The organism is Clostridium sp. Marseille-P299, assembly GCF_900078195.1.
Classification (GTDB): domain Bacteria; phylum Bacillota; class Clostridia; order Lachnospirales; family Lachnospiraceae; genus Lachnoclostridium.
In genome coordinates this window covers 259,561-274,974 of sequence record NZ_FJVE01000004.1, presented here as the reverse complement: position 1 = coordinate 274,974, position 15,414 = coordinate 259,561, and the positions used below count along the sequence as shown (strand labels likewise).

The window sequence follows — 15,414 nt, the reverse complement described above, 5'->3', positions numbered from 1 at the left end:
AATCAACTTTTTTCATTAATGACAGAGTCTTTTCGTTTATATAAAATACTTAAAAGGGCAATCCTAGAATAATGAGGTGCCCCTCATAAGTTAGACCTGAAAAATCTAACTTATGGGGGTCATTTCATAAAGATTGCCTTTTTATTTTAAATTACTTTTAATAATTGTCCATATTTTTAATAATTGTCCATTCCAATGGAAGAAAAATAAATGTATTATCTAGTTTAGTTAGCATAAACTAACCAAAGAAAATTCTTTGGGAAAGAGGTTGAAGGACAAGTTTTTCAACTTCCTTTGAAAGGAGCATAGTTGTTTTTATGGCAGATAAATCAAAAGTTTCTGCAGGACGTTTTCGATTGGTCATAATAAGTTTACTTATTATCTTGGGGTTATCTTTTTTACTCACTTTATGTTTGGGTGCAATGAAGATATCACCAAGTAGCACGTACCACATAATTTTAGAAAAATTATTTGGAATATCACCTAGTGCAGCCAATCTTCCTACAGATGCAGAAATGAATATCATATGGAAGATTCGTTTTCCAAGAGTATTGCTCTCTTTATTTGTTGGTGCTGGTCTTGCTCTATGTGGTGGAGTTATGCAAGCCACGGTACAAAATCCTATGGCAGAACCTTATATATTAGGTATTTCCTCCGGTGCATCCCTTGGAGCAACCTTCTCAATATTTATTGGTTTTGGAATAGGAACTGCTTTTGGTGCTTTTGTAGGATCTATTGCAGCAACTGTAGCTGTATTATCCTTAGCTTCTTATGGAAACCGTATGACCTCTGTAAAACTAGTACTATCAGGAATGGTTGTAAATGCATTGTTTAGTGCAATTTCCAACTTCATCATTTCCTTAGCTGGGGATTCGGAAGGTACGATGTCCATTAAATTCTGGACAATGGGTTCATTAACACGTGCAAAATGGGATAATATCTTACTTCCAATCATTGCTGTGGTGTTATGTAGTATCTTTTTTATTTCTCAATATCGTGTTCTTAACACCATGTTAGCCGGTGATGAAGCAGCCATTACTTTGGGAATTAATTTAAGTTTATACAGAAGAATCTACATGGTTGTTGTTTCATTACTTACCGGTATACTTGTTTCTACTTGCGGTATTGTTGGTTTTGTTGGACTGATTATTCCTCATATTGTTCGTTCCTTAGTTGGTGCAGACCATAGAAGACTAATACCAACTTCCTTACTTGCGGGAGCAATATTTTTAATGTGGGCGGATGCCATTGCAAGAATTCTCATAAAGAATGTTGAGTTACCAATTGGAATTATTACTGCTTTAGTAGGTGCACCATTCTTTGTATACATTTTAGTAAGGAGAGGTTATGGATTTGGATCAAACAATTAGAGGAGGGTTTTTATGGACTTAACAGTAAAAGATTTATGTGTAAATCTTGGTGAAAAAGAAATTGTCAAAAAAGTTTCTTTAAGCACAAGTGATAATTCTTTTGTTGCTCTACTTGGTCCAAATGGTAGTGGAAAGTCCACTTTATTGCGCTCAATATACAGAGTTTTAAAACCAAGTGGGGGAATCATTTTATTTGATGGAAAAGATTCCACGCAGTTATCAAACAAGAAATTAGCAAAAGAGATGGCGGTAGTTTCACAGTTTAATAATTTAAACTTTGATTTTACCGTAAGAGAAATCGTAATGATGGGACGAACTCCTCATCTAAATATGCTACAGACCGAAAGTTCTAAGGATTATGAAATTGTAAGCTCAGCACTTGAGAAGGTAGGAATGAAACATTACGGGGATCGAAGCTATACCTCACTTTCAGGTGGGGAAAAGCAGCGTATTATGTTAGCTAGAGCAATTGCCCAAGAACCTAAATTGTTAATTTTAGATGAACCAACCAATCACCTTGATGTTAGGTATCAATTACAAATTTTATCTATCGTAAAGGGGTTAGGGATTAACGTATTGGCTGCATTGCATGATTTAACGCTGGCATCTCAATTCTGCGATTACTTATATTTATTAAAAGATGGTGAGATTGATTCACAAGGCAAACCAGATGAAGTTTTAACAAAAGAGACAATAAAAAGAGTATATGATATTGATTGTGAGATTCTTAAAGCACCGAATACTAACGGGTTGTTAATTAGTTATTATCCACCAGTGATGTAACGCATCAAGGAAGTTATTGATTTAAAGTGAAGGTTAAACATCCTTGTATTGCGTGGGTTAAGTGGATATAAACAAAGCTATAAAACAAAGAACTTAAAATAATTTTAAACAAAAAGGACAAGGAGATTACTATGAAGAAAAATATTTATAAATTTACGGCATCTGCTTTATTACTTGCATTATTAACAACAGGTTGTGCAAAAACAGCAAATCAAGATACATCAAAAGATGATGCTTCTAATAATACAGTGACAGAACAACCAGTAGATCAAAACGCTACAGCAGGAGAATCAAACGAAACAGTTGATAATACAGATTCTAGCGAAACCGTATATCCTTTAACAATGGAAATCTATGGACCAGACGGAGAGAAGTATACTCAGACATTTACAGAAGCTCCATCTAGAGTAATTACCAATAATCCATCTTCAACTGACTTACTCTTAGAACTTGGTCTTGAAGACAAAATCATTGGAATTTTAAAGCCTGACAATGCTCCTGATGAAAAATGGGCATCTGTTTACGAGAAACTTCCAGTGCTTGGTGATAAAAAGAGTATGTCAAAAGAAGTTATTATTGGTGCAGAACCAGACTTGATTTTTGGACGTTCTATGCCATTTACAGATGAATCTATGGGTACAATTAAAGATTTAAATGATATGAATATCAATGTTTATACTCAGCTTGCAAGTAACTTTGTAATTGATCAATCCCTTGATAACATTATTTTAGACGTTCGTAACATCGGTCAAATTTTCAATGTATCTGAAAAAGCGGATGCTTATGCAGATTCTTTACAAACACGTTTAGATACTATCAAAGAAAAGGTATCCAACCAATCTCAAACAGAACCTGTAAAAGTATTATTTATGGTAACTTATGTAGATGGAACATTTAACACTTTTGGTGCTAACTCAACTCTTCAGAGTGAAATGTTAAAAACAATCAATGCTGAAAACGTATTAGAAACTGGTACAAGTTCATTAACAAGCGAGAACCTTGTAGCGCTTAATCCTGATATAATTGTTTATATTAATTCTGACCGTAATGCAGAAACTGATCCAATTGCAGTTGAAAGTCTTTTAAATGATGAAACAATTCAGTCTGTGCCTGCGATTGCTAATGAAAAAATTATCGAGATTGGCTATGATGAATTAATGGATTATGGTGTAAGAATTTTCGATACATTAGAAACTTTATATGATTTTATTTACTAATATAAGGAGTCTATTTTGAAGCATAATATTGAATTAACTACAATTGCAGAAAGACAATGTTTTGTCTTTCTGCCAAACAATTATGAAAATGAAGACAAATCTTATCCAGTGGTTTATTTACATGGTGATGAAGCTATATATTCTTTATTAAAAGAGGCGGATTTTTTGTCGGAAGTATCTTATATTATTGTGGGCATTATTTCAGGAAATCGTTTAAATGAATTGACACCTTGGCCAAGTCCATCTCTACATCCTAAGTTCCCTAACTTTGGTGGAGAGGGAAATGAGTATTTATCATTTATTGAAACAAAGCTAAAACCAGCGGTAGATGAAAAATATCGTACAATCACATCCTCAGAAGCAACAGGGATTGCAGGATATTCCCTTGGTGGACTTATTTCTCTTTATGCAGCCTATAACACAAACAGTTTTGGATGCGTAGCGAGTATGTCAGGTTCTTTCTGGTATCCAGATTTTGTTTCATATGCGAAAGAGCATTCTATTTGCAATCGTAATGGGAAGATTTATATGTCAAGTGGTGACCGTGAAGGTGTAGGACATAAGGATATTAAAAAGGATGCGGTGACCTTTACAAAAAATATGTATGACATCTTAGTATCTGATTTAAGCTCCGCAAGTGTAACGATTACTTGGGATGAAGGTGGGCATCATGATCACACGTATGATCGATATAGGAATGCATTATTATGGTTAAATGAGAACCTTAAAAATATTTAGAAATAGTATAAGATTAACAATAAGGCGTTGATCAGTTATAGAAATAAAAGAGGAGATTTATTGTAAAACTTAAATGGTTTTACAATAGACTCCTCTTTTTTTTGAAATATTAAGATATAAAGTATATATTAATCTGTCATCTGTATAAACATACAGATAAAATAAACATTGGAATATAGAAATCATCCATTTTTCACTTGACTAGGAGAATAACCAACATGCTTCTTAAAAATCCGGCTAAAATATAATGGATCTGAATAACCCACTAACGCCGCAACTTCTTGGACGGTATAGTCCTCTTCTTTTAATAGTTCAATTGCTTGTTCTAAACGGTATTTTATAAGGTAATTAATAGGTCGAATCCCCATGTATTGATAAAATAAATAACTAAGTTGATCTGGTTTTTTACCAGAATATTCAGCCAAAGTTTTTAAAGTAATATCTTTATTATAAGAGCTGTGTATATAAGCAACCACTTCTTTTATCAATTGTTGGTTGGTTTTGATACTACTATTTAAATAATCTTCAAAGATAGATTCAAATGCTTGGTCTAATAATTGTTCCCCTTGATATCTTGATTTCAGTGTTCGTTTTTGATTTAACTCAAAAACTTTTTCTAAGAGGCTTATTATCTTTTCTGAATCTTTAAGTTCTATATCAAATAGGATTTTACTATCACTATCATAATATAAGTTGATATGGTGAAATGGTTCGTTTCCTAAAACTTCAAATTCTAATTGTTGTCCAGGGCATCCGTGAATCATTTTCCCGCGCTCAGCAACATAGGCGCTATCACCAAAGTGAATAATTGCTTTTCCACTGATGGGAAAAATAAAAGCACCTTTCGTTGTCAAATAGTGCATATGATTTTCGTGTGGTAACCTACAAAACTTACTCACATTTGTTATATTTATGGAGTTACACGCATATTCTTTTGCCAAATCCTTTAATAAGGTCAATGAATTTTCCACAAGTATTCCCCCTAAAATAACGAAACTTTTATATTGGCACATAGTTAGCCTATACTAACCTTGAAATAATACCATAAAAACTAGAAATCATCAAATGACAAAATTATCAATAAGGGAAATTATTTATCAATAAGGAAAGTTATTTATCAATAAGCATAGTAATTTATTAATAACTAATAGGAATCTATCAATTACTATAAGAAATTATTATTAAGCGATGCAATTATCAATATGAGGAGTAAATTATTAAAAAGTAAAGGAATAAGAATTTATCATACACCGTAAAAAGAGATGAGATTAATAGTTTTTATCTTAAGAAGTGCAAGAATATTCAAAATAAATCTTAATAAATAAACAAAAAAATCAAAAATAATACTTATTTCTCTTGAATTTTCAAAAAACAGTGATACAATAATGGTAACTATTACTAATAAGGAGGATTTACATATGAGTAAATTATTTGATATAAAAGGAAAAATTGCAGTAGTTACAGGAGCATCATCAGGATTAGGTAGACAGTTTGCATTGGCTTTAGCGAGAGAAGGAGCAAATGTAGCTATTGTAGCAAGACGTGTAGAAAAGCTAGAATCTGTTAAAAAAGAAATAGAAGCACTTGGAGTAGAATGCTATACTCACAAATGTGATGTTACTAATACAGAAGAGATTAAAAAGACAGTAGCAGATATCAAAGAACATTTTGGAAGAATCGATATCCTTGTTAACAATGCAGGATTAGGATTAGCAGATGTGGCAGAAAATACTTCCGATGAATTGTGGACAAAGATGATAGATACCAATATCAATGGTGTATTTTATTTTGCAAGAGAAGTTGGACGAGTTATGATAGAACAAAAGTATGGAAAAGTTATTAACCTAGGTTCCATTCACTCAACTGTTGCTATGCCAGGATTGCCATTATCCGCTTACGCTACTACAAAAGGCGCGGTACTTATGATGACAAAAGCACTTGCAAATGAATGGGCTAAATACAATATCACAGTAAATGCAATCGGACCAGCATATTTCCCTAGTGAAATGACTGCTGACATTCTTGGAAGTGGCGCAATTAACAATGTAATTCAAAATACTTGCCCAATGGGTAGACCAGGACGTGAAGGTGAATTAGATGGTGCTTTAATTTACTTTGCTTCCGATGCATCTTCCTATACAACAGGACAATTGCTACAAGTAGATGGTGGTTGGACTACTGTTTAAGGAGTTATTTAAAAGATTACAATAGGTATAATAAGATTTAAAAATGAAGTGTAACATAGATATTAATCAAAATCAAAAATAGAGGTAGTTGTTAAACTTAAGTAAAACAACCACCTCTATTTTATTTTTTATGAAACGAATTATGAATGAATCTAATAGTTGAAAAATCAACCCAATATCGTATTAACCGAGCATCATTAACATTGTAGGATTAACCAAATATAGCATTTAATTCTTTTCTACTAACTTCATCGGTTAAGACTAATATATCATCATCTACTAAGATTTGTGTATCGCCCTTTGGAATGATTAGGGAGTCATTTCTTGTAATAGCGATAAGAACAGTTTTCTTAGGAATGGATAAATCTTTTAATAGTTTATTTGCAGCTTTCGCATTTTGCATCACTTTCATTGAGACAATGGAGTATTCACCGCGATTTAACTTTAAGATAGTGAACATGTCTTTTAAGTTCATTTCTTCAACAACGAAATGTCCCATTAAGTCTGCTTGGTTTACTCCAACATCTACACCCATACTACTGTTAAATAGCCAAGCATTTTTAGGGTTATTTACTCTTGCCACTACTCTAGATACACCAAACTCCATTTTGGCAAGTGTGGATACCACTAAATTGACCTCATCGGAACCGGTAACAGCAGCCACAACATTTGCTGAGTCAATACCAGCTTCTTCTAAGATTAGTGGATCTGAACCATTTCCGAACAATAATACTTCCTGAGGGAATTGATTTTCTAACTTAGTAAAGATTTGTTCTCGGTATTCAATCACTTTGATATCGTGCCCATTTGAGAGTAATAAGGAGGCAAGATAAGATCCGACTTGACCTCCACCTATAATAATAACTTTCATCAAAATCCCTCCTTTATAATAGACCTAGCATTGCTTTGAGTTTATCAGTAGCAGATGTAAGAATGCATAGATACAAAATATCATCCGCTTCCAATATCGTACCATGAGTAGGAATAAAGGTTTTGTTCTTACGGCTAATTGTTATGACTTGAATTTCTCCGATGGCAGTTAAGTCATTTACCGTATGACCAACTAAAAGGGCTGGTACTTCAATACGAACGAGGTTTACACTTCCGTTTCCCATTTCATAAACGCTATCTAATTGATTAAATGTTAAGATTTCAGTAGCACGTTCAATGCCCCAAGTTGTAGTGGAAATGGTTTGTATACCTATTCTATGGTAAATATCTGCTTTTCTAGCATCATAAAGTCTTGCAATAACTCGAGGCACACGATATATATTCTTAGCTATTCTAGCGATAACAGCATTTGCTTCATCACTTGCTGTACAAGAAACAACAGCATCTACTTGATCAATTCTTGCCTTATTTAAAACATCCCTGTCAAAACCAATTCCGACAATTTTAGTACCAGTGAAATTCTTTCCTAAACCTTCAAATGCATCTGGATTTGAATCAATTACCGTAACATTATGGCCTTTTTTAATAAGATTTAGTGATAGGCCTGTGCCCATTCTACCTAATCCAACGACAATAACTTTCATAGCTTTCACCTCTTTCTGGCAAATAAATTTGCCTGTAATAAACATGTATGAATAAGATTTTGCTAATATAATTGTATCAAATAATAGGCATTGAATCATGGTAATATTCTTAACAATTATATTAGCTACATGTTTTTAAATTTTAATTATATAGATTTAAATATCCTTGTAATACGATCTAAATTTAAATCGAATTGTAACTATAATCTACTTTCTCTTTTTCTGATCCATGCTTTTCTGCATTCTTCAATCATTAATATAATTGGTGGCCAGATGCATAGTAATAACCAATCAGTGGCTTTAATTGCACCTGTATGGAAAATTGCTTGTAAAGGTGATAGATAAATTAAAGCTGCAATTAGTAGTATTTCAAATACAACACCAAAGTTAATTTGTTTATTACTAAATAATCCTACTTTAAATACAGATTGCTTTTCTGTTCTACAATTAAATACTGCGCCAATTTGACTAAATACAATGGCTGCAAGTGTCATAGTTGTTGCTTTTATATAAGCTGGGCTGTTGCCACTTGCAAGTGGTACCTTTGGCCAACCATTTTGAATGTTGACAAAGAAGTAGGAGATGGCTGAAGTAATAGAAGCTAATAAACCATACCATAAGAAGGCTTTAAAGATGACTTTTTTATTCAATAAAGGTTCTTTTTGGTTGCGAGGTGGTTGCTTCATAACACCTTCTTCTGGTCGCTCTGTTCCTAATCCAAGTGCTGGTAACATATCTGTTCCTAAATCAATGGTTAATATCTGCATTACAGTAAGAGGTAATGGGATAGCACCTCTAGAGAATAGATACAATGCGGATGGTACTGCTTCTGCCATGTTGGAGTTTAAAATATAAACTAGGAATTTACGAATATTACTGTAAACTGCACGGCCTTCTTCAATTGCATGAACGATAGAAGCAAAATTGTCATCCGTCAAAATCATGTCTGCGGCTTCTTTTGCAACATCAGTACCTGCAATACCCATAGCAACACCAATGTCCGCTTTTTTAAGAGCAGGAGAGTCGTTTACACCATCACCTGTAACAGCAACGATTTCACCCATCTCTTGTAAATTAGTAACAACACGTAGCTTTTGTTCTGGAGCTACACGAGCAAATATAATTTCGTCTTTTAAATATTCTTTTAATGTTTCATCGGAGAGTTCTTCTAGTTCTAATCCTGATACAACTCTTGGATGAGGTCCTTTTACAATACCAATTCGTTTGGCAATACTTTCTGCAGTTAAACCATAGTCACCAGTAATCATAATGATACGAATTCCCGCATTGCGGCATTCTTCAACAGCTGCTGCAACTTCAGGACGTGGAGGATCTGCCATTACAATTAAACCGACAAATACTAAATCTTGTTCAATTATTTCAGGTGTATAAGCGCTCATCGCTGTTGGGATGTTGTCCTCTTTATGTAGCAAACGATAAGCAACTGCTAAAACACGAAGTCCTTCCCTTGCATAGTTGTCATTTGCGACCATGATTTTATCACGCATTGCTTCTGTCATTGGCTTTACTTCGCCATTGATTCGGATATGCTCACTAAGTTTCATGATTTCTTTAGGAGCACCTTTTACATATGCGATTCTTTGAGTACCCTCGATTGGGCGTTCTAATTGATGAATGGTTGTCATTCTTTTACGACGGGACTCAAAAGGTAATTCACGTAATCTTGGAGTTAATTCCATTTGTCTTTGTACGTCGATACCAGCTTTCGCAGCAACAACTCCAAGACAAGCTTCTGTTGGATCGCCTAAAACAGTATATCTAGTAGATTCTTCGTCTGGAGGTAAAAGTCTTGCATTGCTACAAAGGGCTGCGCCAGTAAGAAGAAGTTTCATATCTTCATTATCATTTGCAGTAACTTTTTTCTTACCTTCTAATATATCACCTTTTGGCTCATATCCAACGCCAGTAACTTCAAATTCTTTATCTGCTAACCATAAATGGCTAACGGTCATTTCATTTTGTGTAAGGGTACCAGTTTTATCGGTACAGATTACTGTTGTACTACCTAAAGTTTCAACTGCTGACAATTTTTTTACTAAGGCATTACGCTTTGACATACGTTGTACTGCCATAGCAAGTGAAAGAGTTACGGTTGGTAGTAAACCTTCTGGAATGAAAGCAACAATCATACCAAGAGCAAAAATAAAGGCAGCGGCAACTTCTTCTTTTACTAATATAATAGCAGCGGCAAAGAAGAAAATACCAAAGCAAATTGCTATGATGGAGATTTGTTTTGTTAAACGGTCCAATTCTTTTTGAAGAGGACTATCTTCCTTTTCCATGTTTTGTGTTAACCCTGCAATTTTACCAAATTCAGTTTTCATACCGATTTCAGTAACAACTGCTTTACCATTACCTTCTGAAACGCTTGTTCCAGCGAAGATAAGATTAGGAATTTCAGCACGGGTTAAATCATCATTTAATACAGCGTCTTTAATTTTACGAACTGGGTTAGACTCACCAGTTAATGTGGATTGATTTACTTGTAAATCACTAGTTTCAATCAATCTTGCATCGGCAGAAATCTTATCACCTTCTTCTAATAAGATGATATCACCAATTACTAAATCTTCTGCTAATATTTTTTGTTCTTCACCATCACGAATGACTCTAGCATAGGAAGGTAACATATTCCTTAATGCATCAGTAGCCTTTCCGGCTTTGTGTTCTTGCCAAAAGCTAAACACACCATTGATTACGTTTACTAACCAAATTGCGACACCTAACTCAGGCATATCTGCAAAGAAGGCAACTGCTCCACCGACCCATAGTAAAATCGCCATAAGATGTGTGAAATTACCTAGGAATGTAAGCAGAGCGGATTTCTTTTTCTTTTCTTCGATTAAGTTTTTTCCTTGCTTCTTCTGATTTTCTTCTGCTTGACTTTTGGTTAGCCCTTGTGGACTACTACCTAATAAATTTAATACTTCATTTGTAGGTAATTTATAAATGTTTTCTTTACTTTCTAAATTACTATTCATACTACTCAATTTATTCAGCCTTTCTTTCATAATTGGAACATTTATAGTTCCTCCATCTGATTGGAGCAAATTATAAGTCTAAGGATTAAGAAATTCAATCGACCTTAAGAAACCTTAATACGGGGAGTAGTAATCTTTATATAATCTTTATACGGATAGGAATAAACATGTAAAAAAGGTAATAAAGAGTACACTTTTTTAATATCGGAAAAAACAATAAATGGAAATTGGTATTTACATGTATAGTTAAGTAATATATCATGTTAATATCAGGAAGAAATTTCCGTAGGAGAGATATTTACTTATAGATAATAGTTGCTTTAGGGATTAAAGGAACTATGAATCAAACGGAGGTTCTTATGAAAGTATTTAAAAGTGAAAAATCAAAAGGAAAAATCCTTGAAACATATGATGAATTATAAAAACTTATTAAAAAGTTAAGTGGTAAGAACAGCTCAGTATTTACGAATAACAAGCTGATTATGGAGCATTATCAGTGGCTATTAAAAGGCTTTAATAATATGGCAATGTCGTATCATAAATTAGTTTCCTTTCGTGCCGATGAAATTAAAGGGATTCAAGGCAAATGTATGTTTTTATGCGGAGAATCAGATCCATTAGGAGATGCTGAAAACGTGAAGAAAAAACTTGAAAGACATGGATTGCAATATCGATTATTTCCTGAGGTAGGCCATGGCATTAATCATGAAATAGCACCAGAAATCAACTCCATAATTATGAATTTCTTAGGAGACAATTAATATAGTGAAAAGGAGCTAGTATGAATGTAAGAAAACGAAAAAGAATCAAATTAAATATGCTAGAGCCTGGATGTAAAATGTGCAAGATTAGTGGGATTTTATTAATTCTTGCGGGTATTTGCTATATATTTCGTTTGCAATCTTTTAGTTTAATATTATTATGCTGCTCTATATTGATATTTGTGGTACTATTGATATTAGTTAGAATAGAATTATATCAAGATAATAAGGATTATTTAAAATTTAAAAGTGAAGATAAAAATATAAAATAAATATAAAAGCGAAGACAAAATAGAATAGCAAAGATAAAAAATAAAAGCGAAAACAAAAAAATAATAACGAAGACAAAAATATAATTAAGAGAGGTGAGCTTAATGCTATGCCATTTGGTGATTAATTTGAAAGCAATTCTCTGTGCAAGATCGAATGATTGGATGAAACTTGTACAGAGTATAAAGGAATAATTCATCCACATTGGGTTTTGCACCTTAAAGTTTTTCAATTAACTTATAAGGAGAGAACCAATGAAAGAAGATAAATTTAAAAATTACATAATATTTTGGCTTAGTCAATCTGTATCACAATTAGGAAGCTCAATGACGAGCTTTGCATTGATTATCTGGGCGTATAAACAGACAAATTCAGCGATGTCAGTATCTTTGATGACATTTTTCTCATACTTACCTTATATTATAGTAAGTGTATTTGCAGGTGCTTACATTGATACACACAAGAAAAAGTCAATCATGTTAGTTTCTGACTGTTTAGCGGCGATATGTTCCTTTGGTGTACTCATATTGTTAGGAATGGGCGAACTTAAAATCTGGCATATCTACATTGTAAATGCAATGTTAGGATATATGAATTCGTTTCAGTCACCAGCGCAAACCGTTGCAGTAGGTATCATGGTACCTAAAGAAAAGTATGCAAAAGCAAGTGGAATGAACTCATTTTCTAATTCTTTACTTTCAGTTGTTAGTCCAATGCTTGCAACGTTTATTCTTTCTATTGTGGGAATAAAGGGTGTTATACTAATTGATTTAATGAGTTTTTTATTTGCATTTCTTATTTTATTGTTAGCTATTAAAATACCTGAGACAAATTTGAAGAAAAAAGATAAAAGTTATAATATATTTCATGGTAGTAAAGAAGGATTAGGGTTTCTTTTTCGTCATAAGGGAATCTGGTACATTATAATAAGCATGGCTTCCCTAAACTTCTTTTCACGATTGACCTATGAAAATATTTTATCTCCAATGATTTTAGCCAGAAGTGGTAATGATGAAGCTGTGCTTGGATTCATTAGCGCCATATTAGGTATTGGAGGTATTATTGGAGGACTTATTGTATCTTTTAAGAAAGTTACAAATAACAATAGGAAGTTAATCTATTTTTCTGCAGCTTTTTCATTTTTATTTGGAGATATATTAATGGGGCTAGGCCAAAGTTCCTTTGTTTGGAGTATCGCTGCAGTTGCGGCGAGTTTACCAATACCGTTTATTAGTGCGGGGCAAAGTGTTATTTTATACAATACCGTTCCAAAAGATATGCAAGGGCGAATATTTGCAGTTAGAAATACAGTTCAGTATTGTACGATACCTATTGGAATATTACTGGGTGGATTTTTAGCAGATTATATTATGGAACCTTTTATGAAATCGAATCATGCTCTTGCGTTATTCTTGCAAAATATAGTTGGTGCAGGTGATGGTAGTGGAATGGCTGTAATGTTTCTGTGTACTGGACTGTTAGGGTTTATAACAAGTATTTTGTGGTATAACAGTAAAGAGATTAAAAGACTGCAGGGGTAGAGAGATTAAGAGAACTGAGGTACGAAAGATGGGTAGAATGGAAAAGGCTATTTTTACAAATATGTGTATGATATATGATGAGGAAGGAAGAATTTTAGTTCAAGATCGATTAAACCCGGATTGGCCTGGTATTACCTTTCCAGGAGGGCATGTAGAGTATACGGAATCATTTTCAGAATCTGTAATACGTGAGGTAAAGGAAGAAACAGGTTTAGATATTGAACATCCAATTCTATGTGGAATTAAACAATTTCAGACGAAGGAAGATGAAAGATATGTTGTTCTTTTTTATAAAACAAAGTATTTTTCAGGAGATATAATATCATCTGACGAGGGTAAAGTATTTTGGATTAAGCGTAATGAATTGAATAATTATGTTTTAGCAGATGATTTTGATAAAATGTTGAAAATCTTTGAGTTTGACAGTCTTAGCGAATTATATTATTATAAAGATTCAGGAGAGTGGCAAACAGAAATTTTCTAAAGAATTTGTTGGATGAGAATATTAGGTTTAAAAATGGGGACTGTCGCAAAATAGAAGTGGCAGTCCCTATATAAATTTATAAAACAAATATCTCATTCAGTAAATTAATCTAATACGCATTCTAAGATTTTATTTAATCTAACACACATTCTAAAATTCTATTTCTAATATCCCAGACATCGTCACAATAATTACTTACAATGGTAATAGTAATATTTTTCTCTTTACAAAAAACAGAGATAAAGCTTACTCCTGGGTCACAACCTGTAAAGTATGGAAGTAGATAATCGGGAGCATATTTTCTAAACCATACTCCGTATCCATAGATTTCATTATGAGTAGATGTTGCCTGTACACTTAACATCATATTTGTCATTTCCGCAGATAGTAGCTTGTGACTAATTAATGCATCCCAAAAACGCTCAACGTCACTTACTGTAGTAAATGCACCCCCTGCACCAGTTCCTTTTACATCAACGCTATAAATGTTTGTATAATATTCTTTTCGTTCATCATCCCAGATATATGCATTGGCACACTTAGAAGGTAAGCGATCAAGTTCATAGTATCCGGTATTTTTCATTTGGCAAGGTGTGAAAATTACTTCATTAAGATACTGATCAAAAGGCTTGTTCGTTATTTGCTCAATGATAAGACCAAGAATAACATAACCTGTATTGTTATACTGAAAACGCTCACCTTTTTCGTACATCATTGGTTTATTAATAAATAGAGGCAATAAATCAACGCTTTTACGAATTTTATAATTAGGGTAGTCTGTCCAAAGCTCATCATAATCGTCCATGACCAACTCATCAAAATAGTCAGGGATACCTGAAGTATGGTTTAGTAGTTGTGAAATATTAATATCTTTATCAATGCTATGTAAATCAAATGAAAGTATATCTCCAATTTTACTATCAAAGGAAAGCTTTCCTTGTTCAATCAATTGTAGAATAGCTACTGCAACAAAGACTTTTCCGGCGGAAGCTGTTGGAAATTTAGTATCAATTGTGTTTGGAATTTCATTGGGTAAATCACGATATCCTTGGCTAGTAGAGAATACAATCTCCCCTTCTTTTCTAATTGAAATGCATCCTCTAAAGTCTGAGGGAATTGCTTCTTTTATGTTTATCATTATGTTCTCCTATTCTGCTTATAAAACCTGATACACTTTTTAAACAATAATTCAAAATTCTAATTATTTACAGTAAGTATAATGATAGTTAATATAATTGTCAAATTAATGAGAAAAGATACAAGTTTTTCTAATTTGTAATGGAATTTGAAAGATGCATTGAATATTTTTAATTCATATTAAATTAATATCCTTTGTATGTTATGTATTTCATAGAAATTTCTACATATTTGAATATAGTCGTACTATTTTATGAAATATATTGAAAAAGTTTACTAAACTTATTTGACGCAAAAACACTGAAAAGTTTAATAATTAATAAAAATATTGCAAATAGTCTTGAAAAACAATATAAAATTTTACTTTGGAAGATTTTATTACTTATATTT

The 15,414-nt window shown here is 32.9% G+C and carries 14 protein-coding genes; 9 read left to right on the top strand and 5 right to left on the bottom strand.

What is annotated here, in order from left to right; all coding sequences use genetic code 11:
- Nucleotides 1-317 precede the first annotated feature (317 nt).
- The 4 genes from BN4220_RS01155 (at nucleotide 318) to BN4220_RS01140 (ending at nucleotide 4,108) form a co-directional block, all read left to right on the top strand.
- Nucleotides 318-1,370: a FecCD family ABC transporter permease gene (locus BN4220_RS01155; protein WP_066712409.1), complete on the top strand. Its 1,053-nt coding sequence runs from the start codon at nucleotides 318-320 to the stop codon at nucleotides 1,368-1,370.
- A gap of 12 nt (nucleotides 1,371-1,382) precedes the next feature.
- Nucleotides 1,383-2,153 (top strand): ABC transporter ATP-binding protein, encoded by a 771-nt coding sequence (locus BN4220_RS01150; RefSeq protein ID WP_066712406.1) that lies wholly within the window; start codon nucleotides 1,383-1,385, stop codon nucleotides 2,151-2,153.
- Nucleotides 2,154-2,284: 131 nt separating this feature from the next.
- Entirely contained in the window at nucleotides 2,285-3,370 is a 1,086-nt protein-coding gene (locus BN4220_RS01145) for an ABC transporter substrate-binding protein (RefSeq protein ID WP_066712404.1), read from the top strand.
- Between the two features lie 15 nt (nucleotides 3,371-3,385).
- Nucleotides 3,386-4,108: an alpha/beta hydrolase gene (locus tag BN4220_RS01140; protein WP_066712397.1), complete on the top strand. Its 723-nt coding sequence runs from the start codon at nucleotides 3,386-3,388 to the stop codon at nucleotides 4,106-4,108.
- A gap of 182 nt (nucleotides 4,109-4,290) precedes the next feature.
- Here BN4220_RS01140 and BN4220_RS01135 read toward each other — a convergent pair whose 3' ends face one another.
- On the bottom strand, nucleotides 4,291-5,079 hold the full coding sequence (locus BN4220_RS01135) for a helix-turn-helix transcriptional regulator (RefSeq protein WP_066712391.1): 789 nt from the start codon (nucleotides 5,077-5,079) through the stop codon (nucleotides 4,291-4,293).
- Nucleotides 5,080-5,526: 447 nt separating this feature from the next.
- Here BN4220_RS01135 and BN4220_RS01130 point away from each other — a divergent pair, with 447 nt between their 5' ends.
- The gene (locus BN4220_RS01130) at nucleotides 5,527-6,294 is read left to right on the top strand and encodes an SDR family oxidoreductase (RefSeq protein WP_066712387.1); all 768 of its coding nucleotides are present in this window, start codon (nucleotides 5,527-5,529) and stop codon (nucleotides 6,292-6,294) included.
- Between the two features lie 211 nt (nucleotides 6,295-6,505).
- On the opposite strand, the gene BN4220_RS01125 is transcribed toward BN4220_RS01130, so the two are convergent.
- The 3 genes from BN4220_RS01125 to BN4220_RS01115 form a co-directional block, all read right to left on the bottom strand.
- Nucleotides 6,506-7,165, bottom strand: a complete 660-nt coding sequence (locus tag BN4220_RS01125; protein WP_066712385.1) for a potassium channel family protein — start codon at nucleotides 7,163-7,165, stop codon at nucleotides 6,506-6,508.
- 13 nt (nucleotides 7,166-7,178) lie between these two features.
- On the bottom strand, nucleotides 7,179-7,829 hold the full coding sequence (locus BN4220_RS01120; protein ID WP_066712382.1) for a potassium channel family protein: 651 nt from the start codon (nucleotides 7,827-7,829) through the stop codon (nucleotides 7,179-7,181).
- Between the two features lie 200 nt (nucleotides 7,830-8,029).
- A complete protein-coding gene (locus tag BN4220_RS01115; protein ID WP_066712803.1) occupies nucleotides 8,030-10,831 on the bottom strand; it encodes a cation-translocating P-type ATPase in 2,802 nt (933 codons plus the stop codon).
- A 521-nt stretch (nucleotides 10,832-11,352) separates the two neighbouring features.
- On the opposite strand from BN4220_RS01115, the gene BN4220_RS01110 reads away from it, so the two are divergent.
- The 4 genes from BN4220_RS01110 (at nucleotide 11,353) to BN4220_RS01095 (ending at nucleotide 13,887) form a co-directional block, all read left to right on the top strand.
- The gene (locus tag BN4220_RS01110) at nucleotides 11,353-11,592 is read left to right on the top strand and encodes an alpha/beta fold hydrolase (protein WP_066712379.1); all 240 of its coding nucleotides are present in this window, start codon (nucleotides 11,353-11,355) and stop codon (nucleotides 11,590-11,592) included.
- Between the two features lie 20 nt (nucleotides 11,593-11,612).
- On the top strand, nucleotides 11,613-11,864 hold the full coding sequence (locus BN4220_RS01105; protein ID WP_066712376.1) for a hypothetical protein: 252 nt from the start codon (nucleotides 11,613-11,615) through the stop codon (nucleotides 11,862-11,864).
- A gap of 252 nt (nucleotides 11,865-12,116) precedes the next feature.
- Nucleotides 12,117-13,403, top strand: a complete 1,287-nt coding sequence (locus BN4220_RS01100) for an MFS transporter (RefSeq protein ID WP_066712373.1) — start codon at nucleotides 12,117-12,119, stop codon at nucleotides 13,401-13,403.
- Nucleotides 13,404-13,431: 28 nt separating this feature from the next.
- Complete coding sequence (locus BN4220_RS01095; RefSeq protein WP_066712358.1) at nucleotides 13,432-13,887, top strand: 8-oxo-dGTP diphosphatase; 456 nt, start codon at nucleotides 13,432-13,434, stop codon at nucleotides 13,885-13,887.
- Between the two features lie 133 nt (nucleotides 13,888-14,020).
- On the opposite strand, the gene BN4220_RS01090 is transcribed toward BN4220_RS01095, so the two are convergent.
- A complete protein-coding gene (locus BN4220_RS01090; protein ID WP_066712349.1) occupies nucleotides 14,021-15,025 on the bottom strand; it encodes a serine hydrolase domain-containing protein in 1,005 nt (334 codons plus the stop codon).
- Nucleotides 15,026-15,414 lie beyond the last annotated feature (389 nt).

Excerpts from the sequence above, each read along its gene's own strand:
- BN4220_RS01125 (WP_066712385.1), bottom strand. The coding sequence starts at position 7,165 with ATGAAAGTTATTATTATAGGTGGAGGTCAAGTCGGATCTTATCTTGCC.
- BN4220_RS01115 (WP_066712803.1), bottom strand. The coding sequence starts at position 10,831 with ATGAATAGTAATTTAGAAAGTAAAGAAAACATTTATAAATTACCTACA.
- BN4220_RS01090 (WP_066712349.1), bottom strand. The coding sequence starts at position 15,025 with ATGATAAACATAAAAGAAGCAATTCCCTCAGACTTTAGAGGATGCATT.
- BN4220_RS01100 (WP_066712373.1), top strand. The coding sequence starts at position 12,117 with ATGAAAGAAGATAAATTTAAAAATTACATAATATTTTGGCTTAGTCAA.
- BN4220_RS01145 (WP_066712404.1), top strand. The coding sequence starts at position 2,285 with ATGAAGAAAAATATTTATAAATTTACGGCATCTGCTTTATTACTTGCA.
- BN4220_RS01110 (WP_066712379.1), top strand. The coding sequence starts at position 11,353 with ATGGCAATGTCGTATCATAAATTAGTTTCCTTTCGTGCCGATGAAATT.
- BN4220_RS01155 (WP_066712409.1), top strand. The coding sequence starts at position 318 with ATGGCAGATAAATCAAAAGTTTCTGCAGGACGTTTTCGATTGGTCATA.
- BN4220_RS01150 (WP_066712406.1), top strand. The coding sequence starts at position 1,383 with ATGGACTTAACAGTAAAAGATTTATGTGTAAATCTTGGTGAAAAAGAA.
- BN4220_RS01130 (WP_066712387.1), top strand. The coding sequence starts at position 5,527 with ATGAGTAAATTATTTGATATAAAAGGAAAAATTGCAGTAGTTACAGGA.
- BN4220_RS01095 (WP_066712358.1), top strand. The coding sequence starts at position 13,432 with ATGGGTAGAATGGAAAAGGCTATTTTTACAAATATGTGTATGATATAT.
- BN4220_RS01120 (WP_066712382.1), bottom strand. The coding sequence starts at position 7,829 with ATGAAAGTTATTGTCGTTGGATTAGGTAGAATGGGCACAGGCCTATCA.
- BN4220_RS01105 (WP_066712376.1), top strand. The coding sequence starts at position 11,613 with ATGAATGTAAGAAAACGAAAAAGAATCAAATTAAATATGCTAGAGCCT.